Here is a 26,814-nt window from a genome sequence, read left to right as displayed (position 1 = left end):
CTTAAGTATTCATACTTAATAATTAGACATACGAGAGGATCCTGAATCTAACTTAGTACGGTATTATTCTGGACGCCTCCAATGTCCTTCCTACGATAAATACCCATCAGAAGTCCAATAGCCGCATATTCAAACCACACATGACTCCCATAGCTCAGGAAAGGGAACGGGATAGAAGTCAGCATCATTCCACCGCTCAAAATAGCAAGACCATAGGTTAGTCTTATCGCTAGCAAAAATGCCAAACCCAACACTAGAGCTTGTCCATAGGGCTCACGAATCGCTCGTATCGTAGATAGAAGCTTGATGAAGAACCAGGAGATAACTGCCAGCAAAAGCAGTGCCCCCGCCCAACCAAAACAATGAATAAGATAGACAGGCAACATATCTGAGTAGACATACGGCAGCTTTTGTTCTACTGCTCCGAATCCGTGCCCCCACCAACCCGCTGAACTAATAACTTCACGCATTACTTGGTATATATAGCCATAACCGTCTGGATCTAAAGAGGGATTTATAGCACTAATGATTCTGACCATCAGGTAGTCGCTATTGAAGATGAACATTAGTCCAACTATTACAAAGAACCCTAATAATACTACACTCTTTATCCAATCGCGAGTAATCCATACATATAATACTAATGAAGAAATTAGATACACCACAAGCTCTGGAAGAGAGTTTAAAGAGATAAGAAGCAAGGCAGGTGCTAAGAGAATGCTTATGTTGAACAAACCACTCCGCCAAGTTTTCTTTTTAGCCGATTCCTTACGATTCACTAAAATCCCTGCTAACGCGACTATCAATACATAAGGACGATAGGATGTCATATCAGGTAAGATCAAAAAAATCCTAGGACCATAATTCACTCCATTTATTGTTATCCCCCAGAATATACTCGACAGAATTCCGGCTATTGATGTTCCGTATAATACCCACGAGAAACTTTTCAGCTTTCTGAAATCGATAAAATACAATCCAAACATCAATACAATTCCAATGAGTATATTTATCGCTTGGCGTCTAAACGCATTATCCAAAAAAGAACCCTTAACGATATCACTGTAGCCTACATCCACAGAACTCATTCCGATCAGACTGATCGCGGATAACAAAGCTACAACTCCAAACAATCCCCAAGGTACATGTGGTTTATGTATTAGATGAAGTTCCTTCCCTAACGTTTGCGGGCTCCCCATTTGTTCGATCGCCCAAGCTATGGCTTCTTCCCGTGATACACCGTCGGCTTCTTTTTCACAAATTAAATCTTCTAGATGACTAGCTAATTCTTGACGTATCTCTGGATGAGTTTTTTTCGCTTTAATCTCTGCACACACTACATCCAAAAATTGCTGCTGCCTCTCTTTCATCATACACCACCCTCTCCCAGAACGGAGTCAACTGCACCTTTGAACATAACCCATTCTGCTTTTTTCTCCTTGAGTTTCTCTTTACCTTCATCCAGGATTCTATAGTACTTACGCTTCCTTCCTTCTACCTCCATCCAGTAAGCCTCCACCCAGCGCTCACTTTCCATCGCATGCAGAATCGGATACAAGGTTCCTTCTTTTAATGAAAAAACACCCTGAGATCTCAGCTCCAGCTCTTTGATTAACTCATAACCATATAATGGCTTCTCCAGTAAAAGAGTCAGAATCAAAGTACCCGTACTGCCCTTCAGCATCTCTTTACTTACTTTCAACGGCTAACACCTCCTAAATTCTAAACTTTACAATTGGCGTGGATGTATCTGATCCACTAAACAAATTTCACTCATCATAGTAGTTGATCTTCATCCTTGGACCGGATTCGGCTCATTCTACGGGATTTATACCGTTGATTTGCACCCCCGGGCCGGCGTGGGCTTAATCTACGGGATTTATACCGTTGATTTGCTTCCTCGGTCCGAATTCGGCTCATTCTACGGGATTTATACCGTTGATTTGCACCCCTGGGCCGGCGTGGGCTTAATCTACGGGATTTATACCGTTGATTTGCACCCCTGGGCCGGCGTGGGCTTAATCTACGGGATTTATACCGTTGATTTGCACCCCCGGGCCGGCGTGGACTTAATCTACGGGATTTATACCGTTGATTTGCTTCCTCGGTCCGGATTCGGCTCATTCTACGGGATTTATACCGTTGATTTGCTTCCTCCGTCCGGATTCGGCTCATTCTACGGGATTTATACCGTTGATTTGCTTCTTCGTCCAATGACTAATATCTGTATACATGAATATTATTTATCCTTTTATACCTAGGACAACTATACATCGTAAATCTATGTATGTAAAGTTCCTCTTATTCCCCCCCCCTTATTCCATCCCTATTCCCCACTCTCCCATGTATAATAATGGTAATACAAGCGACATTTTGAGGAGATCTACCATGCAAAAAACAACAATAGCCATCTGGAGTTTTTCGTTCTTTTCATAGTTATTTTCGTTGGATATATGCTCCATAACAATTCTTTGACCTATTATGAGGCGTGGAAGATAAATTGGGGAATAGCGATCTCTAAACCTACAGAGTCAAAAGTGATATTTGAAAGTCCACCCAGTTTCCATGGGGATGGCGAAAGCTATTACGTATTAAATTACAACGAAAAGCAATTCATAGAAATCAAAGACGCAGCATTTTGGCATCCCCTCAATGTTGAATCCATTGACCCCTTAAAAGAGAGAATATCAAGCTTCAAAGATTCCGTGATGGCCATTTATCCAAATGAAAAAGCCAAATACGAAAAATTATTTTGGGCGAACCTTATAGAACTCGAAGAAAGTGGATTATATTACTATAAGAAAAAGATGATGATAGCTACTGTATCGTGATCCTTAACGTGGAATTAAAACGAGTATATATGATGGAATGGACACAATGATTGACGACAAAAAAGGAGTGCTAGAACTGTTGCCAGTTAGCACTCCTTTTAATCGAATTCCTCTAATTATTAATGCATTGGAGTATTCATTTTATGATTAACAACTACTCTTTTTATGAAGAAAGCAAGAATTAGTCCTACAATCGCCATACTCATTCCGAAAATAAAAGCATTTTGTACACCGTTCGTAAACGCAGGTAACATATTAGCTGGATCTGCTGGGTTCTCTACAGTTTTCATATAGCTTTTTGAACCCGCGGACATAATGCTGACTGCTAATGCAGTACCAATTGCACCAGCAACCTGCTGCAGTGTATTCATGATAGCTGTACCATCTGGATATAGCTCTAGTGGTAACTGGTTAATACCATTTGTTTGTGCCGGCATAAATACCATCGAAATACCAATCATAAGCGTACTGTGAAGTACGATTACGAACACAACCGTAGAAGCTACACTAATACTGGAGAAGAACCACAAGGCTACCGCTGCAATAATCAGGCCTGGAATAACGAGCCATTTCGGACCGTATTTATCAAACATACGACCCATAATTGGGGACATCAATCCGTTTATAATTCCGCCTGGAAGCAGCAACAGACCCGCTTTGAAAGCTGTATAACCTTGTCCTTGTTGAAGGTACATCGGAAGAATCAGCATGGAGGACAGAATAACCATCATACAGATAAATACCATAGCTACACCAATAGCGAACATTGGATATTTAAAAGCACGCAGATTAATCATTGGCTCCTTCATCTTCATTTGACGAAGTCCAAACAATAACAATGCTACTACACCTACGATGATCGCAATGATCACTTTCGGACTTCCCCAGCCCGCTTCTTCACCCGCGCTGCTGAAACCAAACACGATACCGCCAAACCCGAGTGAAGATAACACAATGGAGAGGATATCAATTTTCGGTTTCGTCACCTTTGTTACATTCTGCATGAACAGAATCCCGAATATCAATGCAATCACCAAGAATGGCAATGACAACCAGAAAATCCAGTGCCAGCTGAGGCTTTCAATTAGAAGTCCAGCAATGGTAGGTCCAATCGCCGGAGCAACCATGATAACCAGTCCGATCATCCCCATTGCAGCCCCCCGTTTTTCAGGAGCAATGATGATAAGGATTGTATTAAACATCAGTGGCAACAGAAGCGCTGTTCCCATAGCTTGAACCACTCTTGCTGTAAGTAAGAACTCAAAGTTAGGTGAGACTGCTGCTAGGAATGTTCCTAGGATTGAAAAACATAAAGCCGCTATAAACAGCTGTCTCGTCGAGAACCATTGAAGCAGCATCCCCGAAATTGGTACTAATATACCCAGTGTAAGCAGATAAGCTGTTGTCAACCATTGTGCTGTTGCTGGGGTAATTTGTAGGACATTCATTAGATCGCTTAAAGCAACATTTAATGCCGTTTCACTGAACATTCCGATAAAACCTGCTAGTAATAAAGAGACAAGAATCGGAATAGTCTTAAACTTCTTGACCTCTTTTTGTTGATTCCCTTGCATAGTTGCTTCCACCCTTAATCCTCCTGATAATCTTGTCTATTTGTCTGTATCTAACCAAGTATTGCTGGGATAATCTTTGCCGCCGCGAGAAGCGGTTGTTCATCCCGAAAAGTCAGCGTCTGGAGAAGCGCCCCTTCAAATAAAGAGATTACCACTGAAGCCTTATCGGCCGCGGGCTTGTTCTCTACGCCTTCATCCAAAAGACGTTTCTTGATCACATCCTGCAAGTCCATAAACACAGATTTACATGCTGTCCGCAGCTCTTCACTAATACAGGATGTTTCCGCCGCTAACCAAAAACTAAACGGAACTATCCCCTCGTATGAGGATTCCACTGCATCTTTAGCCATTCCTAGAATGAAATCCTCCATTGCCTCAGACGCACTCTTGCTGTTCTCCATATGATGTCTAAGCTTCTGTGCGACAACTTCACTAGTCCGGTTAATACATGTTAAAGCCAGTTCTTCTTTGCCGTGGGGAAAGTAGTAATAAAGAGATCCCTTCGGCGAGTCGCTGTCTTTAATAATCTGATTCAGTCCTGTTGCATGATATCCCTGAGAAAAAAACAATTTCGAAGCGGTGTCCAAAATCGCCTCACGCGTATTCGGCTTGTTCGACAAGCTGACACTTCCTTTGCATTATAACAATTGGTCTACATAATAAAACCATATTTTAAAGAGATATGTCAACACATAAATCACTTAAATTCAAAGTAATTTTGGTGGAAGATCGTGGGGGTTGGGTTGGGTTGGGTTGGGTTGGGTTGGGTTGGGTTGGGTTGGGTTGGGTTGGGTTGGGTTGGGTTGGGTTGGGTTGGGTTGGGTTGGGTTGGGTTGGGTTGGGTTGGTTTAGCTCCATCCTCCCTATCGGACTCAGATGCAGCTATTCGTGCTAAAACGGGCTTTTGGACACATTTCCGGACCTGAGCGACGCTATTCCGCTCATAGGGAGCTGATTTCCTCCCTTTTTGTGCTCATAGTTGCATTGGGGTCCGTTAATCTTTCAAAAGGTTACTTTTCGAGCAAATAAGGACTCTGGGGTCCGATAGCTCCTAGCTTCGAGCATCCTTTTACAACATTTACTTCTCATCGAGCTATTAGCTTCGTTAGTTCTTACACTTGTCCCACACTATTTCCGCGCATGCATTTGTCCGTGTACTCCCTTGCTTCGCACTTACTCCCACACTTTTGTTTTCCATGTACTACACTTTGCTCTCAAGCTAACATTTCTATCGGACTCAGATGCAGCTATTTGCGCTAAATCAGGCTTTTGGACACATTTTCGGACCTCACCGTCGCTATTCCACTCAAACCGGGCTGTTTTCATTCCTTTTTGTGCTCATAGCTGCATTGGGGTCCGTTAATCATTCAGAAGGTTACTTTTCGAGCAAATAAGGACTCTGGAGTCCGATGGAGTGAAGGAGATGGAGTGGATCAGATGGAGTGAAGGAGATAGAGTGGATCAGTTGGACTGAAGGAAATGGAGTGAACCAGATGCGGTAAAGGAGAGAAGGCCCAATGTGCTGTCGAGAGGAGATGAGGACGTAACATGCTAGGTGGGTGGGATGCTATTAATGTCCATCTGTATTTTCTCAATAAATTACCACCTGCCTCCATCCAGCCCATTTACTCCATCTGCTCCATCTGCTCCATCTGCTCCATCAGCTCCATCTGCTCCATCAGCTCCATCTGCCCCCATTCGCTCCATCGGCTCCACCCACCTCCATCCGCCCCATCTTCCCCATCCGCTTCCAGCCATCTCCATACCTTCTCCATCCCTCACTAATCCACTCTCGCACGAAATTATCTACTTCCCATTCCCCCAATCCCAGCGTATACTATAATTATTCCAATGAGAAAGGTGTGAATAAAATGCAAAATGTGCCCAAAGGAATCGCCCGACCATTAGTAAAAACTAATCAGGCGTTTATCGTCATTTCTGTAATATTAACATGGCTAACAGGACAACACTGGATACTAGCGCTGCCCTTGTTTGCCGGATTGCTCGGTCTTTTGTTCGGTTATAATCCCATCATTAAGCTGGCTGCCAGGTTTCTGACAAAAGAGCGTTCCCACTATGTACTCGAAGACTGGTCACAACAACAGTTTAATCAAAGCATAGCTGTCTTCTGCCTCGCAGGGGGTCTGATCAGCTTCATCGTTGGCTGGACGATCGCAGCTTACATTTTCACAGCGCTCGTTGCGGTGGCCGCCACTGTGGCAATCCTAGGTTTTTGTATCGGATGTTTTATCCATTATCAATGGAGAATGTACAATTACAGACGTAAACAAAGCAGCCCAAATTAAATTTGTTAATCTTAATCTCTCTCTTCTCCAATAACATCCCAACGATGGCGAAATTTTAGTAACCGTGGATGCAGTGAGGAAGGTGCAGCTGGCAACAATAACCGAATTTTTACAATCCACTCTTCAAAAGAAGAATAAGACGCAAACTGATTCGCCACCTCAGGCGTTAAATACAGAAAAATCGGCGAAGAATAGATCTCCAAAAGATGCCGCAGCGCAGTATCAAGCGGAGTATACTTTTTTCGCTTCCTTCCAAACTCTCTACCGTGATAAAGCTACGTCCTTGCTCTCTTTTCCATTCATGCAGCCGGTCCTCTCGCTTATAATAAGCGCTCACCGGCTCTTTGGTCATCCGTCGCACCGTTTCCTCATGAAGTGGATATAACACCAGTTTAGTGAAACGCCGGTCTGCTGCAGTTTTTGCCGCCACTTCAAGCTCTTGATCTGTTATATGTTCAAAAGAATCGTAAAACACTAAAGTCCCTTTACGTTGCTCAACTGGTGGCTCATAGCCATAGGGTACATGCTGAATGTCTCTTTTCAATGAAATCCCTCCTGCTTGTTCTATTTATTAATCATATCATGTGACAACAGCAGGGCTATCATTCTTATCTTTCAGCTGAAGATGTATGGTTAATGAAATCCTGAACTTTTGATATCAAAGCTGGGTATATCAAGGGATACGTCAGCTCTTTTGGTATCTCAGTAAATCCTCTGATCTCAGCCATCTCATAAGGAGGAAGTTCAGCGAACTGTTCCACATTTGCTAAATATAACTTACCATAGTTTTCTGGAGCATCGACACTAGTTACCCTATAAAGAGCTATTGGAAAAATAGAAAATCGTTCCGCTCCAGTTTCTTCATATAACTCTCTGGCAGCAGCCTGCTCCGGGGTTTCCCCAACCTCTATATGTCCTCCGGCAAACTCCCACGTCGAACGGTCCTGGTGCCTCGCTAAGATCCATTCTTCACCATGTTTAACCATAATAACAACGTACTTCAGCTCAACTTCTTTTTCCTTATCCAACTCAAAAAAGTTTACCTGCAATTATATCCCTCGCCTTCCCACCAGCCTCAAACATTTTTTGCCGCATCCCAAGCCAATTTAAATTCTGCTACATTCCGATACCGCTGCTCCCTCACCGCACTGACAGCCCGTAAAGCAACCTCGTAGAGGGCTTGGCTGGATTCCCATTTTGCAAACGATCGATCGGATGCTCCTCCTAATAAAACAAATGCTGTAGCGCCCATATTAAATACATTCGTAACTTCATCAATCGGCGCATCCAAGATAAACTCTTCCGGTGACTTGAATCTGGATGAACCCCAGAAGTTCTCTCCCAGATCATTTACAGTAGGCTTACGTCTATAATAATCAATATCACAAATTTTAGTTTCATCGTTTACAAAATCATATAAAATACTTCCGTCATAAAAATCCACAGCTGCATACCCTCGACACTCAACATGTTCATGAAACGAAAAGATTACATCTAATGAAGACAGACGTTTTTCAACGGATAATTGCTTATAACGAAAAAAAGGCGACTCCGGATGACTCAGCTTCGCTTCTCCCGCAAATAGCCAATGCGAATGTAAACATTCACCTGCAAACCAATCAAAGACTGCTACATACCCTGACTCAACCTCATAATGCGTCAGTAGCGTGATCAGTGCATCAGATCTAAGTTCTTTATATAACGGAATAGCTTCAATTAATCGGTTAACAGCATCCTGAGGATTGCCGGCATAAGTCAAAGGTCTCGCTCCAGCAAATTTCACAAAAAACTTCTTTCCATCCTGCTCCACACCAAAAGAAAGATTTCCGGAGTCTTGCTGATCGAACACTTTAAACACTTTTCCCAGCTTAGTTAACCAAGCAAAATCACAGGCTTCCTGTAATTGAAAAGTTACCGCATCGATTTCATATGTATAATTTTTTTCGCGCAAATTAACCTCCTGCATTCACTATCTAGATTAAATTTATAAGCTTCATTCATTGTCTTGTTCGATATTTAATCACTAGAATAATAACCAGCAATACAACACATAAAGACATCGTATTTGTAATCAAAAAAGCTAATCCAACCCCCGTAACCGCCAAACTAATCGCATAAGCTTCCATTAGACTAATCCCGAGCAGCATAAGTAAATACGATTTTAGATTTAAATCGGCTACGGATTTTGATTTGAGGATTTGAACAATCTGCGGGATCCATCCCAAAGAAAGAATCACTCCACCTATTAATTGCATGATTGCAAACATAAGAGCACCTCCACGGATTTTATACAGTTGTATTCCGGGCGGCTCAATCTGGTTCCATTTCATGTAAAAAAAACAAATAACACTAAGCAAAGTTTAATTTTCCTGCATCTTGCAGCTTATTATACGCATAAGAGGCCGCACCTATTGTTCCTGCCCGACTCCCAAGCTCTGCTTGAACAATTTCACACTTCCTGCTTGATAGCTTCAACGCATGCTGATGCACAGTCTCTCTTACGGGTTGGAGCAATTTATCTCCCGCCGCTGCCATTCCCCCACCTACAATAATAAGATCCGGGTTGAGGATATTCACAACATTCGCTAATCCAAATCCAAGTATAGCTCCAGTCTCCTGCATTACTTCCATAGAGAGAGCGTCTCCAAGTTCGTAAGCCTCAGATATCATTAACGCGGTAATTTGCTCATCTTGATCATTAGTCCAAGTCTGAATAATACTTGTTCGTCCTTCTTTCAGCTTCTCTTTAAAAGTATTCACCATGCCAATCGCGGACACATATCGCCCTAAACAACCGGAGCTTCCACATTTGCAGGGACGTCCGTTCCTGTACATATTCATATGCCCAATTTCACCAGCGCTATAAGACGTACCGTAGATCACTTTTCCGTCATTCACGATACCTGACCCTAATCCCGTTCCCAATGTAATCAGAACCAGATTGTTATACCCTCTTCCTGCACCTTGTTGCCATTCACCATAAAGATTAACCCTAACATCATTATCAATAAAAGTAGGAAAGTCATAGAATTTTTTCATCTCATCTACAACATGCACATGCTCCCAATCCGGAAAATTCGGTGAAAAAAAAGAAATTCCCGCTACCGGATCAAGTAATCCTGGCACTCCGATTCCCATTCCTTCTACCAAATCTAATGGAATATTCGCTTCATCCGTGATTAAACGTACGGCTTCTCTAATCCGTCCCAACACATGGGCTGGGCCCTTAGCAGCCTCTGTTGGTATAGATCTTTCTTTAACAGCTATAAAATCAGTATCGTAAATCCCTGCTTTAATATTGGTTCCGCCAAGATCAATCCCTATCATATACCGTTTCATAAAAACCTCCAGAATTAGATATTCTATCGCTTTCGATTAAGTTCTAGTACTAACTGCCGCTTCCGTTTCAGCTAACATCAAGCGGTTCACACCCATCTTAATCTGATTCTCGGTGAGATTAGAATAACCAAGTAGAAAGACAGGACCTTGAGGTTTACTGCCCACAAAATAAGAAGACGCAGGATAGACCCGAACTCCATATCGTAACGCCAATTCAGCTATACGATGCTCATCGGCACCAGATTCCAGCTCAATTAATAAATGAAGACCCGCCTCTTCCCCATAATAGCGGACACGACTGCCAAATTCAGCATTCAAACTTTTTACTAGACAAGCCCTGCGGGCAGCATAAAGTTTCCCCATCTGCGTAACATGCCTCGCATAATGTCCATTCTGAATAAATTCCGCCAACGCTTCCTGATCCAAAGCAGAAGACATACGATCTGTTATCCATTTGACCGCCAAAAAAGGTTGAATCAAAGTCGGAGGCAATACAACATAACCTATGCGCAGAGAAGGAAATAACACTTTACTAAAACTGCCTACATAAATTACTCTACCGTCAACATCTAGTCCAGCAAGCGATGATAGCTTCGGACCCTCGTACCTGTATTCACTGTCATAATCATCTTCAATAATAAAAGCTTGATTGGCTTTGGCCCATTCCAGTAACTGCACTCTTCGTTTCATCGACAGGGTCACCCCGAAAGGAAACTGATGCGAAGGAGTGACATAAGCTAGTTTTGGTTTTTTATGAGGACCTTCTTTGATGTGATCACAGCTTGCTTGGAGCTCATCTACGGAGATACCCTCTAGGTCAACTCTGATGGGTGTAACCACCGCTCCAGCGAACGAAAAAATCTCCCGCACAACGTTATGTGATGGATCTTCAACAACAACATGATCACCTTTTGAAACAAAAATTCTCGATAATATATCCAATGCCTGCGTTGCCCCGGATGTAATCACAATTTGCTCCGGAACCACGGGCATCGAACGTGTGGACCGTAATAAACGTGCAATCTCTTGGCGTAGTCCCAAAGAGCCCTCGACCGGGCCGTAACCCAAAGTATCAGGAGATGCACGACGACAGGCATTCATTAATGCTTTTTGCCACTGATCCATTGGAAATGCGTCCCATGCAGGTACACCGTGCCGAAAATTACATAATACTGTGTTCAAGTCGTTTTCTATAATAGAAGAAGGATTGAGTGTAAGGAAATCAGGACCTTTCGTTATAAAATTGTAAGGGTTCTCAGAATCCTGGAGGTTCTTCTCCTCCACCGGCAGCCCCGCTATATAGGTTCCTGCCCCTTTTCTCATCTCCAGATAACCCTCTGCTTGAAGTAGCTCGTAGGATTGAAGAATTACACTTCTGGATACTTCCAGTTGATTAGCCAAAGTCCTTGATGGAGGCAGTGAATCCCCCCCACTTAAAGCTCCTGAATGGATAGCATTACGAACCTGCTCATAAATTTGACGGCTTAATGGAATGGGTCTTTGTTTATCGAGAGTAATCAGCAATTCATGCTTCATAAGATTTCCTACCCTTCTAATCCGGGTTTTCTTAATGGTTCATAGTAAGGATTTTTACAATTATTGCTGCAGAAACAGCACCTAAGATCACGAGTAACAGCGGGATTTTCCTAATTAATACCAGTATAACAGCGACTATACCCGAAGCGATACCTACAAGATTGTCATCTGCGTCCACCTGAAATATCCCAGGAACCGTTAAAGCACTAAGAACCGCGATAGGCAAATATTCCAACAAAGCTTGGACTTTGGAAGAGCCATTCGTATGCTTTGTCAGCAGCAAAGGTACAAAACGAAATGAAAATGTAAGGATTGCCATCCCGATAATGATCAGAATAGTCATACGGATACCTCCTTTTCTACTTCAGCTTGCTCTGGAAATAAGGAGCCTACTGCCATACCAATTAACATAGCTGCAAGTATCGAGGAGTTTCCAAGTACGGGATGTAGAAGCCATGAAGAACCCGCCGCTGCTAAACATATGGCCAAATTCCGAATGCTTCCCTTTAGTTGTGGCACTATTAGTGCTATCAGTAAGGCATATAATGAGGTGTTCAAAGCAGGTAAGTATATAGCCGGAATGTAGGATGCCAGCGATATTCCTGCAGCTGTTGCCAGCAAATTTGCTATATACGGAGGAATTTGTAGACCCAGCAAATATGGAAGAGTTATATTTTCTTTTGAATGATTGCGGGGGATCATACTAACAGCGTACACTTCTTCTGTTAAACTGAACCCAATCCAGACTTTGGCCAGAGGATTGATTGTACGGTCAAGCTGACCCCCAAAAGATAGGCTGATAAACAAATATCTTAAATTAATGATCAACGTAAGCAGCAGGATCATTGGAGCGGCGGCACCAGCGGCAAGCATTTTCACGCCAATAAATTGGCTGGCTCCCGCAAATACGAGCGCTGACAATAAGAACACTTCCAGACTCCCCAGGCCTAATCCCTTACCGACCAATCCAAACGTAAAACAAGCAGGAATAAATCCTGCAACAATAGCTACAGAATCCTTAAGACCCGTTCTAAACATCACTTTCTGATCACTCATAAGTTTCTCTCTCCCTTATCGTTGTCCCTAGAGAGAGCATACTTGGATACAATTCTGGTGGAAATAACCGCATGGGTGCGTATGTACCATACCAATTTCTTGACATAGAAAAAAGACCGCCCGCTAAGAGAGCGATCTTTAATGAAGGTTAAACCTCCTGAGGACTTTCCACAATCCCGCTGATTTCTTGTTGAATTTGGGATTTAATCTGATCTACATGGTCAAAATCTGTAGCTGCGGCATAGATTGTCTTTAACTCATCCAAAAATAATTTGGCATCTGTCAGATGTTGAATGGATTGTTTCATGGTGCTGGAATATCGCTCTTTAATACCTGCGATGGCTTCGGCAAAAGCTTCATCCGTACCTGGCTGTATGCACCGTGAATACATATCAACAATCTCGTCGGTGGCACGGTCAGGGAAATACTCATGCGGAGCTGTGCTGTCAAAAATAGCAAACCCAAGCTCGCGTACGATAATCATATCAAGACTGTTCGGATCGAAACCACAGTGGTAAATCTCAACATTGACACCACGTTTTATTCCTTCAGCTGCCAATTTTTTTAAAAGTGTAGATTTACCGGATCCCGCGCGACCTTTTACAAGATATCTTTTTAGTCCTGCGGTTAAATTAGGTACAAAATCCACTGCACCCTTAGGCGTAGCTGCACCTAAAAAACGGTGATCCACCCGGCTTACTTTTTCGAAGTTCTGATCACCATACAGAAGTTGAATATACTCCTGAGTCAGCTCATCAGCGGCTTGGAAATTCATTGTCGCAATATAAATCGCTTCCCACTCGTCATGAATGCGGAGTGCTTCAGCAAAGCCTGAATAAGCGAGTTCATGCTCTTCCGTGTACTGATCAACTAAGCTGTCGATCTCAACACAATGCTGGCTTAACTGGAGCGTATCGACGGCCTGCTCCAAATTCACATGTACGATGGCCTCTTCAGGCAATTCTGGCTTAATGACCCGTGGAGCCGTACCATCTATAATTCCTACTTTTAATTCAGGAATAACCACTCCGTCGAGTGAATCATTATCTGACGCTGCGTGAATTAACCAGATCTCATAACCTTGTTGAGCCAGAAGATCTCCGATTTCTCGAATGATTCTAGTTTTCCCCGTACCGGGGCCTCCTTTTAAAACAAACAAACGCGTTAAATCTTGCAATGACGACTCATAGAGGTTAGAGAAGCCGTGAGCTGTGTTGCCGCCAGCAAAGAAATTCAGGATTGTTCCGTCCATAATCGCACACCTTTCCGGGCTGATGTCATGTTTCATTGTTCATCTTATTAATGTACCCAGGGAAAGGTGACGCTTTGAGTGAGATGTGGTTTCGTTAGCCGGTTCAGTTACAAACAAAACGATCCATAAACCTCTTAATGACGGGAACATCTGGAGGAGACAGCTCGCTTGGCAATTCTTCATAACTAAAAAAACGCAATTCTTGCACCTCAATTCCATCTACTTTTAGCGCCCCATCAAAGTCCGTGCATAGATACGCAGCCACAACATTATATACTTCATCACCGTGCGGGTATTTATAATAAAGATCTTTTCCAGAGAACATGTCGAACAAATCAAGAACTTTGGCTGTTAAGCCTGTTTCCTCAAAAAGCTCCCTCTTAGCGACCTCTTCTAAAGTCTCCCCAAGCTCCATTGAACCACCTGGCAAACCCCAGCACCCGTTGTCCGTTCTACGTTGCAATAATAATTGATGATTGCTGCACAATAAAACACAGGCTCCTGCCATTATAAGCGGTCTGGTACCTACCAGCTTTCTTAACTCCATAATATAATCGCTCAATAAACTATCCCCTGTCTTCTAATAGGCTCAAATACCCTACGTTAATAGAAGTTCATTTCTTTTTCTGCACATGAAAACCTTTGTCTTGCGCGTAATTTTCAATGCTCCAAATACCTATTTCCCGCTCTCGCGCCTTATCCTGAATCGCTCTAAATTGATCAACATATTTTGTGTTAGGTGCAAATACATAGGCTACACGTGCATAACCCTGCTCTAGCAGAATCTCATTGAACATTTTCCCATCTATATAGAGGTAACAAAGTAGGCGGCCATATTTGTCCCGCTCCGATACATCTAGTTCAATTTGTACATCTTTATCCGTAAGCATCTTTTTGGCGAAATCAGAAGCTTCTAGCGAAAATGGCTGTGGTTCGGGGATATTCGGATTCACTGACTCTGGAGTATCGACCAGCAATAAACGAATGGTTTCCTTTTTGCCGCCTATAGTCAGCTTCATGGTGTCACCATCGACTACTCGTGTTACCTTTGCATCTATTAAACGTTTGTTGTCCTCTGTTGTATTGTCTGGCGTAGAATCTAATCCAGAACTGGAATCGGACGTAATCGTTGGAACTGGTTCTAAAGTAATCTGCTCGGCTAAGTTGCAGGCAGTTGTTGTTCCAAGTAAGAGTGTGATAGCTAGAAAGCTTTTTAATAGATAAATCTTATTCATTGATAACCTCTTTCTTATACACGTATGTAATTTCATGGGGTCTAATAAAAATAAATTAAAAAACTTAAAAACACAAGACTGTAATACTAATCATAGAAAACAGCGACAGCCATGTACCAGAAAAAAGATACTTGGCTATCGCTGTTTCGCCTTTACTCTACTTCCACCACGTTTAATTTGGAAATCTTTATTTTGATTATGATCGATAAGAAAGCAAGCAGGGAAAACATAATTCCGATCCAGATGAGTTGATGTATTCCTGCATGAGAAATAAACCAACCACCGATAGCAGTCCCTATAGTAATTCCAAGGTTAGAAAATGAGATAAACAAGCTGTTACCGAATTCGGGAGCTTCTTTCGCTTCGGTCGTTAACCATGCTTGACTGACAATCAGTCCGCCGGAATGCACTGCCCCCCAAATGATTATGATAACAACCATCGGAAGGAAATAAGAACCTAGATAATATACGAATAAATAAGTTACCGCATATAACAATGGAAACATGATAACGGTCTTTGTAATGCCTTTATGCAAAAGGCTTCCAAATAAAAAATTCCCAAAAATCATGATTATCCCAAAGGCCATCAACATGATACTAATCCATGACCCGTTCATATGTGTTACCTGCCCAAGATATTCAGCAAAGTAACTGTACACAGAAAACATAGCTGCAAAGATAAAAATAACTGCCACAATATTTAACCACAATAGGGGTTTGCGTAAAATACCAAGTTGTTTACCATAAGACATTTTTTCTTTAACTGGCATGGAAGGAAGCCAAGCTAGTATTCCTAAAAAGGCAATTATACTTACGACAGCTCCAAAGAGAAAAGCGACTTCTAAAGAAATTTTGTCCGCGAGATAAGAAGTCAAAGGCACACCAAAAGCAAACCCGACCGTTATTCCGGCGAAAACCTTTGTAACTGCTTTGGTGCTCTTTTCCGGAGGGACAAGTTGGGCAGCGGTAACAAGTGCAACTGAAAAAAATACGGGATGAAAAATAGCAGGGATAATACGAAAAATCAGCATTACTTCAAACATGGTCGTATACGCATAAACAATATTTGAAATTGCAAAAATAAGTACGGCAGTTAATAGAATTACTTTACGATTAATTCCAGAAGCCAATAAGGTCAGAAATGGACCTGAAATAGCAACAACTAAAGCAAATATACTTACAAGCCATCCAGACTGAGAAGTTGATATATTAAATTTTTGAGTTACCTGTGGCAGAACACCTATAATCCCCATTTCCGTTGTAATAATGCCAAATACGCCTAAAGCCAAAATAATAATAAGTAAAGGGTTAACCTTTTTCATTTTAAAATAATCCTCCATTTATATTTACATATTTAGATTTGTAGATATGTACTATCAAAAAAAAGCCCTTCCTCCTCTCTCCTATAGTTTCTCTTTAATATAATCGGAAAATTCTTGAATTATCTTTTCGTTTCGACGATAATACGTCCACTTCCCAATTCGCTCAGATTCCAGCAAACCAGCTTTTTGCATGGTCAATAGATAGCTCGAAATAACCGACTGTGCAAGCCCCGCTTTAGCTTGAATATCGCCCACGCAAATCCCGATTTGAAAATTTAGGCCTTGTTGTAAATAAGGCTTTTCATCAAAAAACTCCTCGGGAGTTTTTAGCCACATCATAATTTGACTACGAGTCTCGTTAGACAACGCTTTGAATATCATTAAAGGTTCCATGTGTTCCATTATATCTATTTTTATAGATTTGTAAATACAAAAGATGCCGATGTCTCGTTGTTGCAATAACACTATGTAGATTCATGTTTCGTATCGAATTGTTCGTTTAGTGAATTAAATATTTCCAAATCAACCAGCAAAGCAGTACGGATACCCACGAAATGAAACCGAAAATCATCACGATTTTGTTCTCACTCCATCCGTATTTTAAGCTGAAATGGTAATGGATCGGAGCCATCCGGAATAGCCGCAGCTTCGTCCGTTTGTAGTACCAAACTTGTAAAATGACCGACAACTGCTCCGCAAAATAAACGAAAAACAAAATTGGAAGCAAAAGCTCAACCTTTTCAATGACAGCCAGAACGGAAAGGGAGCCCCCGATCGCCAGTGATCCAGTATCGCCCATAAACGCTCTTGCAGGATAAATATTGTAAAGCAAAAGCCCTAGCAGACAACCGATCATAACAAGTGAAAATGTCTGCACTTCAGGTTTGTCCGAAATCATAAAAAAGAAAAAATACGACGGTATGGCAACATTGATCAGTAGCCCATCGAGACCATCTGTAAAATTGATGGCATTCGCGGAGCCGACCACAAACAGCAAAATGATGGCCACATAAAGGTACACAGGCAACTGCAGATTTTGCCCTTTAAATAACTCGATATCACTCGTCAGGCCGAACGAATGGAACAACACATATAATATAATTCCAGTAAAAAGAAATTGAAGCACTAGTTTTGAGCGGCCGCTGATGCCGGATGGATTTTGCCAAAAAGCCTTTTTGAAATCATCCAAAAATCCGACTGAACTAAACAACAAAAACGTAACGCATAAGAGTAACATTAGAGGCCCAGGTTGAAACTGCAGCGAAATCGCTATCCCGATAAGCAGGATCAACCCTGCCATTAGTGGTGTACCCCGTTTGGCCTGATGATCTGCTGGAAGCTCGGCACGAATCGGCTGCGTTAACCTCAGTCTATGCAGCGTCCAGATTAATAGAGGTGTAAATACCGCCACCAGAAGAAAAGACAGGCCGGAAACAGCCAGAATTCCATACATACAACGAACTCCCCTCTTTGGAAAAGATCATTTATAATACTCACAAAATATTTCTAGAGTTAATGAGGTCGTCTGTAATTATGTACTCTTTTCATCTGTTGATAAAGAGAAATTATTCTATTTTTATTTCCTGTTTTCTGCTGTGTAACAGCTGAGAGTTTTCTATAAGCAGATCCCAAAGCATAAACTTGCCCAATGAGAAAGTTTGCACTTTGGGCAAGTTTACATTAGTATATAGTCAGTAATCCTAATCTTCACCACAAAAACAGCCGTATGGGAGGTGTATACATAAAGTTATGATTAAACAAACTTTGAGAGATTTCAAAAAAGAAGCCACTGAAAAAGCGCTAGCTGAAGCGGCATTCGAACTTGCACTTGAACATGGGTTGGACGGTTTTGTTGTTGAAGATATCGTGCAAAAAGCCGGCTACTCCAGAAGAACTTTCGCAAACTATTTCACATGCAAGGAAGAGGCAGTTGCGATGGGAGCAGTTACCGTACGGAACACGAATGAGTATGAAGAATTGCTCACCAAAATCCCTGAAAATGCCTCCCTGCTGGATACCTTATATCAACTAATTAAGATGCAACTTACAGCTGAGCTTATAGGGAGGTTGCGTGAGCTTTCATTACTTTCCCGAAAATTCCCAGCCCTCGAGCCCCATTATTTAAGAGCAATACACCTTACGCAAACTGGAGCACAAAAAACATTGTTGCACTTGTCAAATGGTAAGTATGACGAGGTTTATACTTATCTGCTTATAAATTCGGTTTACGGAACTGTACTTCCCTTAATTGACGGAAAACTTAATGTGCTGCTTCCGGGACAAACGACGAGCGACGATCCAAGTCCTGAAACTCTTACGTTCGATCAATTTTTGGAAACTATTTACGGATATTTACGTAACGGATTCTAATAGGCTAACAATCAGTTTTCATCATCGAGGGAGTGTAAAATAGATACATGTCAACATTATTATACAGAGTGGGAAAAACCGCTTATCGTAAACCTGGGTACTTCATTTTAGGTTGGATTTTAATTTTAGGAATTGTCATCTCTATGATCAGCATGAATGGTATTCATATCAGTTCGGAAATGAAGATTGAAGGCACGGAATCGCAAAAGATTTTGGATCAATTAGCAACAGAACTTCCGGCTGCATCTGGTGGACAAGGAAGTGTCGTGTTCAAAGCACCTCAAAGCGAGCGATTGGATACGCCAGAACGTTTGGCAGCGATCACTAAGGGTATTAATGAGGTTTACGGTATAAACGAAGTGATTAATCCTGCGGATTATGCAGCGGAAGCAAGTAGTTCAACTACTGAAGCAACTCAGGCTGCCAGTATGGATCAGTCTGCAACAGCCACAGCACCCCCTTCCTATGGTCCTCTGATGGCAGATGGTGTTCCGGTGCCTGGTGTTATTCTTTCCGCAGACGGTAGAATTGCATTGTTCCAATTCCAGTTTACCAGTGAGCAATCAGCTATCTCTCAAGATATTTTTGATTCTGTAATTGATACCGTCATGAATGTCGAGAAAGATACCAACATTACTGTACTGCCGGGTGAGACACTCAAATCAGTATCTATCGGTGTAGGATCAGCTGAGATTGTCGGACTTGTCATTGCTGCAATTGTTTTGCTGGTGACGCTTGGCTCTGTCGTTGCAGCAGGGCTGCCCCTTATAACTGCACTGCTTGGAGTCGGCATCGGTGTGGGTGGAGCATTTTCTATTTCCAAATTCATTGAAATGCCTAGTGTCACTTCCGTCTTGGCGCTTATGATTGGATTAGCCGTCGGAATCGATTATGCTCTTTTCATTGTAAATCGCCAACGCCGGATGATTATTGATCAAGGATTAAGCGCACAAGAAGCTGCGGCTAGAGCAATTGGCACATCCGGCAGCGCCGTATTTTTCGCCGGTTTGACGGTTATTATCGCTCTCTGCGGTATGCTTGTAATCGGGCTTACTTTCTTATCTACGATGGCGTTAGTAGCAGCAGCTACCGTCCTCATCAACGTATTTGTTGCCTTAACCCTATTGCCGGCATTGCTCGGATTGGTGGGTGAACGCATCTGTTCGCCTAAAGCTCGCAAGAAAAACAAGGATCATCATAAAACGGGTAACCGCGGTATAGCTGATAGATGGGTTAAATTTATCATCAAGTATCGTTGGGTCACTATTGTTGCCATCGTCGTGGTACTTGGCGTAGCAGCAACCCCCATAGCGAAAATGGAAATGGGCATTCCCGGAGCTGCCTCAGCGAATTTGGACACGGTAGCAAGACAAAGTTATGATGCTATATCCGAGGGTTTTGGAGAGGGATTTAACGGACCGCTTATTCTGGTTGCAGAACCAAAGAATTCTTCCACTCCAGTCACCCCGGAACTCCTAGGAAATCTTGTAAAAGAGCTCCAAGCTCAAAAGAATGTCGCGCAGGTCACTCCTCTGGGCATGACTAAGGATTTAGCTATCTTCAGTCTGATTCCAGAAACGGGTCCTAGCGATATAACAACCAAAAATCTGGTGAATGATTTACGGGCTACGGAATCTAGTATCGCTCAAAGTAATGATGTTAAACTCGGGGTTACCGGCTTTACCGCTGTTAACATCGATATGTCGGCCAAACTGGCAGATGTATTTCCCATTTATGTAGGAATCATCATTCTCCTATCGCTCATTATTCTTCTGTTGGTATTTCGTTCGATTATCGTTCCTATCAAAGCTACGATCGGCTTTCTGCTTAGCATACTCGCTACCTTCGGGATCACCACAGCCGTGTTCCAATGGGGCTGGCTCCATTCTCTCTTCGGTTTCGACACCGGTGGCCCATTGCTAAGCTTTATGCCAATCATCGTTACGGGTATCCTATATGGGCTCGCGATGGACTATCAGGTTTTCCTTGTCAGTTCCATGCGTGAATCGTACGTTCATGGTCATGAGGGATCAGAGTCCGTTGTTCATGGATACAACCAGGTGAGTCGTGTCGTAGTAGGCGCTGCTATAATTATGATCTCCGTTTTTGCAGGGTTTATTTTTACGGATGATGTCATGATTAAACAAATCGGCTTTACACTGGCCGTAGGGATCTTAATCGATGCTTTCATTATTCGAATGGGATTAGTTCCTGCTGTAATGTCTATTTTCGGCAACAAAGCTTGGGCACTTCCAAAATGGCTCGACCGTATTCTGCCAAACCTGGATGTCGAAGGCGAGAAACTGATTGCTACACTCAATGCTAAAGACAAATCTAATTCCATGAAATAGAAACAATAATAAACAGCCTGAGCCATGTATTCCTAGGGGTTCAGGCTGTTTTGTTTCTGTGGTAAGATTCGCTTCCCATGAAACGCTGTTGGAGAAAGAGCTTAATAATTAAGGATTATAGCGGGGCGCACACCGTAACAAGCTAAGTTTACATGTCCGTAACTGCGAATACTGCTACGGGTACCTACAAAATACGCACGTGAAGAAATCGCAGGTTGAGTTCTCAGCCACCACCATGAGCAGCCAAACTCTTCATCCTTCTCAAGGATATAATCAGCTTTGACTTTTTTATCATACACATACAATTTACATCCATCGTTCTTTTTCACTTTGGAGAATCCTGTTCCTATCGCCCTACGCTTCGCACGTAAAGTATCTTCACCAAGTTTAAAGGTCAATTCATTCGCCTCCGAAACACTGAGCAGAAAAATCTTATCTTCCGTGTTTATACTTCCCTCTCCGTTATCTGTGCATTGTGTAGTCTTGATGAGCCTGTGCTCGGAGTCATTAAAAGCGGCATTATAAAAATCATCGTTCAACCACTTTCGCAAATCGGAGTCATGCCATGTAACATCAACATATTCACCGTGATACCGCCTGCAGTCCAAAATGTACTCGCTTAAAATGAACAGCTCTCTACCTGAATTTTGCAGCACCCGCCACTTTATCGGCATTTTTTCTGCTCCGTCCGCCATTTGCGGATAAGAGCCAAAAGTAATTATTTCGCCGGGTTTTGCCCGCTCATACATGGGAGTAAGATTATCATTTTCATTACAAATCATAATAATAAATTCTGTAGTTCCTTTAACGATTTCAGCTTCCCGGCTAAATCCTAGTTTTTCATACAAGCGTATCGCTCTATCGTTGAACTTCGCCACTGTCAGCCGCTTTGGTTTTTCCTCGAATCTCTCATTAATATAGTTAAGGACTGTTGTGAAAAATAGAGTCCCATTCCCCTGTCCGGTTAACTCTGGCTTCATTCCTAAACCCACATCTATAAAATCCTGAGAATATGTATATTTATCATTTGGAACCTGTGCCGGACTTCCTACACAGAAGAATCCGATCAATTGTTTATTTGCATCAAGTACAGAAAAAAATGCTTCCTCTAGCATTTCACTTATAGCTTCAGGAGTTGTTTCATTATTGTAAAAATCATAGGGTGGATCATATTGCCAGCTTAAAATATCCCTAGCAGCATCAGCATTCAGCTTTTCCACGTAAAGTTCCATTTCGCATCCCCCTTTGTTTTCAAAATCGATAACTCCCTAAGAGTCTAGCTTTGCTAACTCCTGAAGAATTGTCTCTACATCACCATCAGGATTTAACGCTTTGATCATCTCTTTGGTAATGACTGCACCCTCATAAACTTGTGCAACGACCTCTAAAGGGAGTGTGAGTTCAAAATAACCTTCGGCAAATTCCACAAAATCCTCAGCTGTGCGGAAAATAGTCCCTAGCAAAAAATCCGAACCATCTTCTACCTCCGCTGGAATTTCTACCTTCCCCTTCTGCCACGTCAAGTCGTTATTTTCACGCCAAAAACAAAAAGTAACATCATCCTTAGCTATCGCCTCATCTTCAATAAAAGACAATAGTGAGATTGGGACTTCTTCATAGATTCCCGGCCAAACTTCATGTTCGTCGCGCGCATATGGACTTACTTCAGACTCATGATCAAAACCTTTAATTATCGTTCCTTGAGGTGTAAAAATAATAAACAAATTATCACCTGAGCCATTATCGATCGATGCTAGAGAAACATTCTTATCAAATTTAGAATCAAAATTATGATAGCGAAGCCATTCCTCAGGACATAGGACAATATTTAGAGAAGCAAGTATTTTCATAAGTTTTTTTAAGTTGTCGGGTGCTGGTAAAATATCTAACACATTCATCTATGATTCCTCCCCAATGTAGATATTAATGATTTTAGCATATTCATGAATTCCGGGTAAAAAAAAGACTACCCGAAGGTAGCCTTTCCAACATAACAAGACACTAGCTTAACTTAAGACCCCGCACCTTTGTATCTGCGAACGCCATAACTCCAGGCTAACAAACCAATCCCCAGAAATATAGCACCTACTACAGGTGTCATCAGAGCAAGGCTGGTCATCTCCTCCCGCTGCAGAAAAAGCGCGGCTGGATACACTCCGACGAATGCAAATGGAATGATCCAAGTAAGCAATACCTGTATAGCGCGATTGTAAATCGTTACCGGGTAACGGCCATAAGTCTGAATGTTGTACATTAACGGAAGAATCCCAGTAGGAGCATCCGAATAGAAAGACAATGAAGTCAACGTTGTATAAATCCCCGTATAGATGGCGACCGCACTTAACGTTAGAATGATCAGAGCCGGTATCGTCCACCATTCAAAGGGAAGACCCAAATTGCTGCCACTGATGGCCATAATAATAATACCTATGAATGAGCCCATAAGTGCTGGCGGATCAACATTTTCCAAAAAGATCTGGAACAAATTATGAGCTGGGCGTGTCAAAATACGGTCCATCTCACCTTTAACGATGTAACGTTCACTAAATCCCCATAGATTCACAAAACAACTAAACACCCCAAAAGGCACCATAAAGAATCCATAAACGAACACTACTTCATTCTGATTCCAACCGCCCAGGCTATCTGTATGCATAAAAATTACGAGAATAAAGATAAAGTTGGTAGCTTGAAAAAGTAAGTCTGAAATGACCTCTACCCAAAAGTCAGCGCGATAGGTGAGCCGGCTCTTCATATAGTTTTTGATATATTCAATTAATAATCCCAGGTAATACATGTTTCCTCAACCTCCCTGCACGAAGAGACGCTGCCGCGCCGCATGATATAACCAGACAATTGGAATCAGCAATACCAGGAACCAAATAATTTGTATCCCTAATACATTCCATATTCCAACCCCTTGCACCCGTCCCGTAAACACTGAACCTGGCAAGTAGGTAATCGCCTGAAACGGCAGCACCTCAAGTACGGAAGATAACCAGTTAGGAAACAGACTGATCGGTACGATTAAGCCGGAGAATAAGTCTACAATCACCCGCTTCATTCGCATCATGCCTTCATTATTTTCCACGAAAAATGCCGAGAGCCCTGTGATGATATTGATCTGTGAATTAATTAAAAAGCTGAAAAAGAGCATCACCAGGAACCCTGCCCAAGCAGATGGCGCTGTTGGCAATTGAACCGGGAACAGCAGCATCGCTATGGCCATGCCGGGAATCATAAATAAGAGGAAGCGGAACATTCCCTCTCCAAGACCTTGCATCATTTTGACTAAGACATAGTTATAGGGCCTTATAAACTGAATAGCGATACTTCCATCACGGATATCCGTAGAGATCTCGCGGTCTAGGTTATTAAAATAAAAGGCTCTAGCCATCCACGACACAGCAACATATGATGTCATTTGCGTTGCAGTAAAGCCACCCAATGAATCCCCATTGCCATAAATGGCCATCCAAGTGAAATAGTTAACCCCAATATTCAGTGAATAGATAAGAATACCTGAGTAGTAGTTAATCCGATAAGCAAGCATGGTAAGGAAACGGATGCGTATAAAATCTAAGTAAGCCCCGAAAAGTAATTTACGGCTATTCTCCTGAGGACCACCAGAAGACGCGCCTCCTGAGGAGGAAGACATAGCCGTTGCAGGATTAAGCTTATCAGACATGTAAAGCCTCTCTTTCATCCTTCAGAGCGGCAGCCATTTCATCAGGCTTGTCTGCAGACCCGGATTGATAAATACTGCGAACAATATCGTCCGTATTGGTCTCAATGATTTTGATATCAGTAATGTCTGCTTTCCCCACTACTCTGCTTAATACATCCGATACATTTATCTCTAGCGGTATCCAGACAGATGCCCCTAGATCGTTCTCCGCAGACCAAGTAACAGGCAACCCCTCTGTCCATAACTCAAGTTGCTGACGTTTCGTAGCATTTCCAAATTGAAATTGAACCTCACGTCCGGTTCCCCAACGCTGCTTCAGGTCTTCCAGTCCTCCGTCATAAATGATACGGCCATCATCAAGCATTATCACTCGGGAGCAAAGCGCCTCAATATCTTGCAGGTCATGTGTAGTCAGCAGTATGGTTGTCCCATGCTCGCGGTTCATATCTTTTAGGAATTCACGGATCTCTGACTTCACCACAATATCTAAGCCAATGGTCGGTTCATCCAGAAATACAATCGATGGATTGTGAAGCAATGCTGCCACTAATTCACAACGCATCCGCTGACCTAGACTAAGCTTACGAACCGGACGATTCAGCAGTTCTTGCAGCTGCAGTCGTTCGACCAATTCATCCAGCCGTTTCTTGAAATCTTGTTCAGACACCCGGTAAACCTTGCGCAGGAGCTGGAAAGACTCAATCACGCCAATGTCCCACCATAGCTGACTGCGTTGCCCGAATACCACGCCGATATTTTTCACGAATTTCTCGCGCTCCAAATACGGAACATACCCACCTACTGTCAGGTTTCCGGAAGTCGGCACGAGAATACCTGTGAGCATTTTGATCGTGGTCGATTTCCCAGCACCGTTCTCGCCGATATAACCACAGATCTCCCCTTCAGGAATGGAAAAGGAAATGTCCTTCACCGCAGTCACTTCCGTATATTCCCTTTTAAACAAATCAGCGAAGGCCCCTTTGAGACCCTCGCGGTTTTTTTGTACTTTAAATGTTTTGCGTAAGTCTTGTACTTGAATAGCAGTCATATTGTACCTCACTAAGCTTAGAGTTGGTTCCCAGTACCCCATTATAATAGAAGAAGCGCAAAAGCACTACTTCAATCTTTACTTAGCCAGTCTTTCATTTAGCGAATGGGTGTCCTTCACAGCTTCTAAATGCCCTGAGCGAGCGACTTTAGTCCGCAAATATTTCTCGTTAAAAGAAGATACATCTCCCCATAACGCTACTCTTTTTACGGCATTCATCCCTGCAGCCTTGAGCGCATCCAATTTCTTCGGATTATTCGTAATCAGCGTCACTGGTTTGTGACGTAAAGTTTGCAGAACACTGATTGCTTCTTCGTAGTTTCTTGAATCATCAGCAAATCCCAACTCTAAATTAGCCTCAACTGTATCGTATCCTTCTTCCTGTAAAAGATACGCTAAAGATTTGCTGAACAGGCCAATGCCTCTTCCTTCATGATTCGCGAGATAAAATAATGCCCCAGAGCCATGCTCAACAATCATTTTCATGGATTGATGCAGCTGGAATCCGCAATCGCAACGTTTACTGCCAAAAATATCGCCAGTATGGCAGATGCTATGCATCCGGATCAATGCATCCTCAGACCCTTCGAAATCGCCATATACCAACACACTGGATTGTTGTCCTTCTGCTAAGTTCATGGATGGCAAACGTGAAATTAAAGCTGCCGTTGCTTTACTGCTATCCTCTTGAAGAAGCTCTGCATCCGTTGTATTCAGCCAGTTGTACCATTTAAAAACAACGGTCTCGCCGTCTAAATTCACCGGTAACGTGATGGGTCCAACCAATATATTTGTGGAATTTGCTAAAGGAATTCGCGTGATTTTATTCTGTAAAATAGAAGTGATTTCTGGTTTAATCATAATTACACCTTCCTCATTGTTCATCAATGCTTTGATAGAGCTAAG

Annotated in this window: 28 protein-coding genes, 1 pseudogene and 1 CRISPR repeat array; of the genes and pseudogenes, 4 read left to right on the top strand and 25 right to left on the bottom strand. The window is 42.4% G+C overall.

Translation table 11 applies throughout. The features are described from left to right. Positions 1-47: 47 nt before the first annotated feature. Both MHH86_RS14070 and MHH86_RS14065 read right to left on the bottom strand, forming a co-directional pair. Complete coding sequence (locus MHH86_RS14070; protein WP_036678316.1) at positions 48-1,373, bottom strand: FtsW/RodA/SpoVE family cell cycle protein; 1,326 nt, start codon at positions 1,371-1,373, stop codon at positions 48-50. Continuing rightward, on the bottom strand, positions 1,370-1,702 hold the full coding sequence (locus tag MHH86_RS14065; RefSeq protein WP_036678319.1) for a PadR family transcriptional regulator: 333 nt from the start codon (positions 1,700-1,702) through the stop codon (positions 1,370-1,372). Before MHH86_RS14065 ends, MHH86_RS14070 begins: the two co-directional genes overlap by 4 nt. 116 nt (positions 1,703-1,818) lie before the next feature. Further along, a CRISPR array of direct repeats spans positions 1,819-2,202; the repeat unit is 27 nt; unit sequence TCTACGGGATTTATACCGTTGATTTGC. A gap of 269 nt (positions 2,203-2,471) precedes the next feature. Here MHH86_RS14065 and MHH86_RS14060 point away from each other — a divergent pair. Beyond that, the gene (locus tag MHH86_RS14060; RefSeq protein WP_141118520.1) at positions 2,472-2,831 is read left to right on the top strand and encodes a hypothetical protein; all 360 of its coding nucleotides are present in this window, start codon (positions 2,472-2,474) and stop codon (positions 2,829-2,831) included. A 119-nt stretch (positions 2,832-2,950) separates the two neighbouring features. Here the strand turns inward: MHH86_RS14060 and MHH86_RS14055 are convergent, their stop codons facing one another. The 3 genes from MHH86_RS14055 to MHH86_RS14045 form a co-directional block, all read right to left on the bottom strand. Then, positions 2,951-4,405 (bottom strand): DHA2 family efflux MFS transporter permease subunit, encoded by a 1,455-nt coding sequence (locus MHH86_RS14055; protein ID WP_036685000.1) that lies wholly within the window; start codon positions 4,403-4,405, stop codon positions 2,951-2,953. Positions 4,406-4,455: 50 nt separating this feature from the next. Further along, positions 4,456-5,025, bottom strand: coding sequence for a TetR/AcrR family transcriptional regulator (locus MHH86_RS14050; RefSeq protein ID WP_076100919.1), 570 nt, complete (start codon positions 5,023-5,025; stop codon positions 4,456-4,458). A gap of 1,005 nt (positions 5,026-6,030) precedes the next feature. Continuing rightward, the gene (locus tag MHH86_RS14045; protein ID WP_162164287.1) at positions 6,031-6,180 is read right to left on the bottom strand and encodes a hypothetical protein; all 150 of its coding nucleotides are present in this window, start codon (positions 6,178-6,180) and stop codon (positions 6,031-6,033) included. Positions 6,181-6,276: 96 nt separating this feature from the next. Between MHH86_RS14045 and MHH86_RS14040 the strand changes: the two genes are divergently transcribed. Then, on the top strand, positions 6,277-6,711 hold the full coding sequence (locus tag MHH86_RS14040) for a DUF4395 domain-containing protein (RefSeq protein WP_036686729.1): 435 nt from the start codon (positions 6,277-6,279) through the stop codon (positions 6,709-6,711). An 11-nt stretch (positions 6,712-6,722) separates the two neighbouring features. Here MHH86_RS14040 and MHH86_RS14035 read toward each other — a convergent pair. The 14 genes and pseudogenes from MHH86_RS14035 to mraY form a co-directional block, all read right to left on the bottom strand. Beyond that, a pseudogene (locus MHH86_RS14035) lies at positions 6,723-7,255 on the bottom strand (hypothetical protein). Between the two features lie 64 nt (positions 7,256-7,319). Then, positions 7,320-7,739 carry an NUDIX domain-containing protein gene (locus MHH86_RS14030; RefSeq protein WP_342479754.1) on the bottom strand — a complete coding sequence of 140 codons (420 nt, stop codon included), beginning with the start codon at positions 7,737-7,739 and terminating at the stop codon, positions 7,320-7,322. Between the two features lie 47 nt (positions 7,740-7,786). Continuing rightward, entirely contained in the window at positions 7,787-8,677 is an 891-nt protein-coding gene (locus tag MHH86_RS14025) for a serine/threonine protein kinase (RefSeq protein WP_341031706.1), read from the bottom strand. 31 nt (positions 8,678-8,708) lie between these two features. After that, a complete protein-coding gene (locus tag MHH86_RS14020) occupies positions 8,709-9,041 on the bottom strand; it encodes a PQ-loop domain-containing transporter (protein WP_080742697.1) in 333 nt (110 codons plus the stop codon). 19 nt (positions 9,042-9,060) lie between these two features. Continuing rightward, entirely contained in the window at positions 9,061-10,050 is a 990-nt protein-coding gene (locus tag MHH86_RS14015) for an ROK family protein (RefSeq protein ID WP_341031708.1), read from the bottom strand. A 36-nt stretch (positions 10,051-10,086) separates the two neighbouring features. Beyond that, on the bottom strand, positions 10,087-11,586 hold the full coding sequence (locus tag MHH86_RS14010) for a PLP-dependent aminotransferase family protein (protein WP_342479753.1): 1,500 nt from the start codon (positions 11,584-11,586) through the stop codon (positions 10,087-10,089). Positions 11,587-11,617: 31 nt separating this feature from the next. Continuing rightward, a complete protein-coding gene (locus MHH86_RS14005; RefSeq protein WP_038570653.1) occupies positions 11,618-11,929 on the bottom strand; it encodes an AzlD domain-containing protein in 312 nt (103 codons plus the stop codon). Next, entirely contained in the window at positions 11,926-12,642 is a 717-nt protein-coding gene (locus MHH86_RS14000; RefSeq protein WP_076100925.1) for an AzlC family ABC transporter permease, read from the bottom strand. The genes MHH86_RS14005 and MHH86_RS14000 overlap by 4 nt, the downstream gene beginning before the upstream one ends. 148 nt (positions 12,643-12,790) lie before the next feature. After that, positions 12,791-13,894 (bottom strand): PRK06851 family protein, encoded by a 1,104-nt coding sequence (locus MHH86_RS13995; RefSeq protein WP_342479752.1) that lies wholly within the window; start codon positions 13,892-13,894, stop codon positions 12,791-12,793. A gap of 103 nt (positions 13,895-13,997) precedes the next feature. After that, positions 13,998-14,441, bottom strand: a complete 444-nt coding sequence (locus MHH86_RS13990; protein WP_038574424.1) for an NUDIX hydrolase — start codon at positions 14,439-14,441, stop codon at positions 13,998-14,000. Positions 14,442-14,508: 67 nt separating this feature from the next. Beyond that, on the bottom strand, positions 14,509-15,129 hold the full coding sequence (locus tag MHH86_RS13985; RefSeq protein WP_076143963.1) for a thermonuclease family protein: 621 nt from the start codon (positions 15,127-15,129) through the stop codon (positions 14,509-14,511). Positions 15,130-15,281: 152 nt separating this feature from the next. Continuing rightward, positions 15,282-16,451 carry an MFS transporter gene (locus MHH86_RS13980; protein ID WP_036686708.1) on the bottom strand — a complete coding sequence of 390 codons (1,170 nt, stop codon included), beginning with the start codon at positions 16,449-16,451 and terminating at the stop codon, positions 15,282-15,284. 81 nt (positions 16,452-16,532) lie between these two features. Next, positions 16,533-16,844 carry a winged helix-turn-helix transcriptional regulator gene (locus MHH86_RS13975; protein WP_051491476.1) on the bottom strand — a complete coding sequence of 104 codons (312 nt, stop codon included), beginning with the start codon at positions 16,842-16,844 and terminating at the stop codon, positions 16,533-16,535. 106 nt (positions 16,845-16,950) lie between these two features. Further along, the gene (mraY, locus tag MHH86_RS13970; RefSeq protein WP_036686705.1) at positions 16,951-17,904 is read right to left on the bottom strand and encodes a phospho-N-acetylmuramoyl-pentapeptide-transferase; all 954 of its coding nucleotides are present in this window, start codon (positions 17,902-17,904) and stop codon (positions 16,951-16,953) included. 296 nt (positions 17,905-18,200) lie between these two features. Here mraY and MHH86_RS13965 point away from each other — a divergent pair, with 296 nt between their 5' ends. Then, complete coding sequence (locus MHH86_RS13965) at positions 18,201-18,821, top strand: TetR family transcriptional regulator (protein ID WP_036686703.1); 621 nt, start codon at positions 18,201-18,203, stop codon at positions 18,819-18,821. 47 nt (positions 18,822-18,868) lie between these two features. Further along, positions 18,869-21,172, top strand: a complete 2,304-nt coding sequence (locus tag MHH86_RS13960; protein ID WP_076143967.1) for an MMPL family transporter — start codon at positions 18,869-18,871, stop codon at positions 21,170-21,172. Positions 21,173-21,273: 101 nt separating this feature from the next. On the opposite strand, the gene MHH86_RS13955 is transcribed toward MHH86_RS13960, so the two are convergent. From MHH86_RS13955 to MHH86_RS13930, 6 genes are all read right to left on the bottom strand, one after another. Continuing rightward, positions 21,274-22,404: a GNAT family N-acetyltransferase gene (locus MHH86_RS13955; protein ID WP_081386692.1), complete on the bottom strand. Its 1,131-nt coding sequence runs from the start codon at positions 22,402-22,404 to the stop codon at positions 21,274-21,276. 36 nt (positions 22,405-22,440) lie between these two features. Beyond that, positions 22,441-23,070: a hypothetical protein gene (locus tag MHH86_RS13950; RefSeq protein ID WP_076273404.1), complete on the bottom strand. Its 630-nt coding sequence runs from the start codon at positions 23,068-23,070 to the stop codon at positions 22,441-22,443. Positions 23,071-23,183: 113 nt separating this feature from the next. Beyond that, positions 23,184-23,969, bottom strand: a complete 786-nt coding sequence (locus tag MHH86_RS13945) for an ABC-2 family transporter protein (protein ID WP_036686696.1) — start codon at positions 23,967-23,969, stop codon at positions 23,184-23,186. A 6-nt stretch (positions 23,970-23,975) separates the two neighbouring features. Then, positions 23,976-24,725, bottom strand: a complete 750-nt coding sequence (locus MHH86_RS13940; protein ID WP_051491475.1) for an ABC-2 family transporter protein — start codon at positions 24,723-24,725, stop codon at positions 23,976-23,978. Between the two features lie 127 nt (positions 24,726-24,852). After that, the gene (locus tag MHH86_RS13935; protein WP_340890713.1) at positions 24,853-25,908 is read right to left on the bottom strand and encodes an ABC transporter ATP-binding protein; all 1,056 of its coding nucleotides are present in this window, start codon (positions 25,906-25,908) and stop codon (positions 24,853-24,855) included. A 78-nt stretch (positions 25,909-25,986) separates the two neighbouring features. Then, positions 25,987-26,769 carry a GTP cyclohydrolase II gene (locus tag MHH86_RS13930; protein WP_036686690.1) on the bottom strand — a complete coding sequence of 261 codons (783 nt, stop codon included), beginning with the start codon at positions 26,767-26,769 and terminating at the stop codon, positions 25,987-25,989. Positions 26,770-26,814: the final 45 nt, after the last annotated feature.

The sequence above is a fragment of the Paenibacillus sp. FSL F4-0097 genome, assembly GCF_038593125.1.
GTDB lineage: Bacteria > Bacillota > Bacilli > Paenibacillales > Paenibacillaceae > Paenibacillus_AQ > Paenibacillus_AQ odorifer.
This window is presented reverse-complemented; position numbering and strand designations above follow the sequence as displayed.

What these genes read in the sequence shown, in the direction of transcription:
- MHH86_RS14010 (WP_342479753.1), bottom strand. Translation starts at nt 11,586, where the DNA reads ATGAAGCATGAATTGCTGATTACTCTCGATAAACAAAGACCCATTCCA.
- MHH86_RS13975 (WP_051491476.1), bottom strand. Translation starts at nt 16,844, where the DNA reads ATGGAACCTTTAATGATATTCAAAGCGTTGTCTAACGAGACTCGTAGT.
- MHH86_RS14055 (WP_036685000.1), bottom strand. Translation starts at nt 4,405, where the DNA reads ATGCAAGGGAATCAACAAAAAGAGGTCAAGAAGTTTAAGACTATTCCG.
- MHH86_RS13960 (WP_076143967.1), top strand. Translation starts at nt 18,869, where the DNA reads ATGTCAACATTATTATACAGAGTGGGAAAAACCGCTTATCGTAAACCT.
- MHH86_RS14070 (WP_036678316.1), bottom strand. Translation starts at nt 1,373, where the DNA reads ATGATGAAAGAGAGGCAGCAGCAATTTTTGGATGTAGTGTGTGCAGAG.
- MHH86_RS13990 (WP_038574424.1), bottom strand. Translation starts at nt 14,441, where the DNA reads ATGGAGTTAAGAAAGCTGGTAGGTACCAGACCGCTTATAATGGCAGGA.
- MHH86_RS13950 (WP_076273404.1), bottom strand. Translation starts at nt 23,070, where the DNA reads ATGAATGTGTTAGATATTTTACCAGCACCCGACAACTTAAAAAAACTT.
- MHH86_RS14045 (WP_162164287.1), bottom strand. Translation starts at nt 6,180, where the DNA reads ATGGAGAAGGTATGGAGATGGCTGGAAGCGGATGGGGAAGATGGGGCG.
- MHH86_RS13930 (WP_036686690.1), bottom strand. Translation starts at nt 26,769, where the DNA reads ATGATTAAACCAGAAATCACTTCTATTTTACAGAATAAAATCACGCGA.
- MHH86_RS14025 (WP_341031706.1), bottom strand. Translation starts at nt 8,677, where the DNA reads ATGCAGGAGGTTAATTTGCGCGAAAAAAATTATACATATGAAATCGAT.
- MHH86_RS14020 (WP_080742697.1), bottom strand. Translation starts at nt 9,041, where the DNA reads ATGAAATGGAACCAGATTGAGCCGCCCGGAATACAACTGTATAAAATC.
- MHH86_RS14005 (WP_038570653.1), bottom strand. Translation starts at nt 11,929, where the DNA reads ATGACTATTCTGATCATTATCGGGATGGCAATCCTTACATTTTCATTT.
- MHH86_RS13985 (WP_076143963.1), bottom strand. Translation starts at nt 15,129, where the DNA reads ATGAATAAGATTTATCTATTAAAAAGCTTTCTAGCTATCACACTCTTA.
- MHH86_RS14000 (WP_076100925.1), bottom strand. Translation starts at nt 12,642, where the DNA reads ATGAGTGATCAGAAAGTGATGTTTAGAACGGGTCTTAAGGATTCTGTA.
- MHH86_RS13965 (WP_036686703.1), top strand. Translation starts at nt 18,201, where the DNA reads ATGATTAAACAAACTTTGAGAGATTTCAAAAAAGAAGCCACTGAAAAA.
- MHH86_RS13980 (WP_036686708.1), bottom strand. Translation starts at nt 16,451, where the DNA reads ATGAAAAAGGTTAACCCTTTACTTATTATTATTTTGGCTTTAGGCGTA.
- MHH86_RS13995 (WP_342479752.1), bottom strand. Translation starts at nt 13,894, where the DNA reads ATGGACGGAACAATCCTGAATTTCTTTGCTGGCGGCAACACAGCTCAC.
- MHH86_RS13935 (WP_340890713.1), bottom strand. Translation starts at nt 25,908, where the DNA reads ATGACTGCTATTCAAGTACAAGACTTACGCAAAACATTTAAAGTACAA.
- MHH86_RS13940 (WP_051491475.1), bottom strand. Translation starts at nt 24,725, where the DNA reads ATGCTTGCTTATCGGATTAACTACTACTCAGGTATTCTTATCTATTCA.
- MHH86_RS14015 (WP_341031708.1), bottom strand. Translation starts at nt 10,050, where the DNA reads ATGAAACGGTATATGATAGGGATTGATCTTGGCGGAACCAATATTAAA.
- MHH86_RS14040 (WP_036686729.1), top strand. Translation starts at nt 6,277, where the DNA reads ATGCAAAATGTGCCCAAAGGAATCGCCCGACCATTAGTAAAAACTAAT.
- mraY (WP_036686705.1), bottom strand. Translation starts at nt 17,904, where the DNA reads ATGTATGGAATTCTGGCTGTTTCCGGCCTGTCTTTTCTTCTGGTGGCG.
- MHH86_RS13945 (WP_036686696.1), bottom strand. Translation starts at nt 23,969, where the DNA reads ATGTATTACCTGGGATTATTAATTGAATATATCAAAAACTATATGAAG.
- MHH86_RS13955 (WP_081386692.1), bottom strand. Translation starts at nt 22,404, where the DNA reads ATGGAACTTTACGTGGAAAAGCTGAATGCTGATGCTGCTAGGGATATT.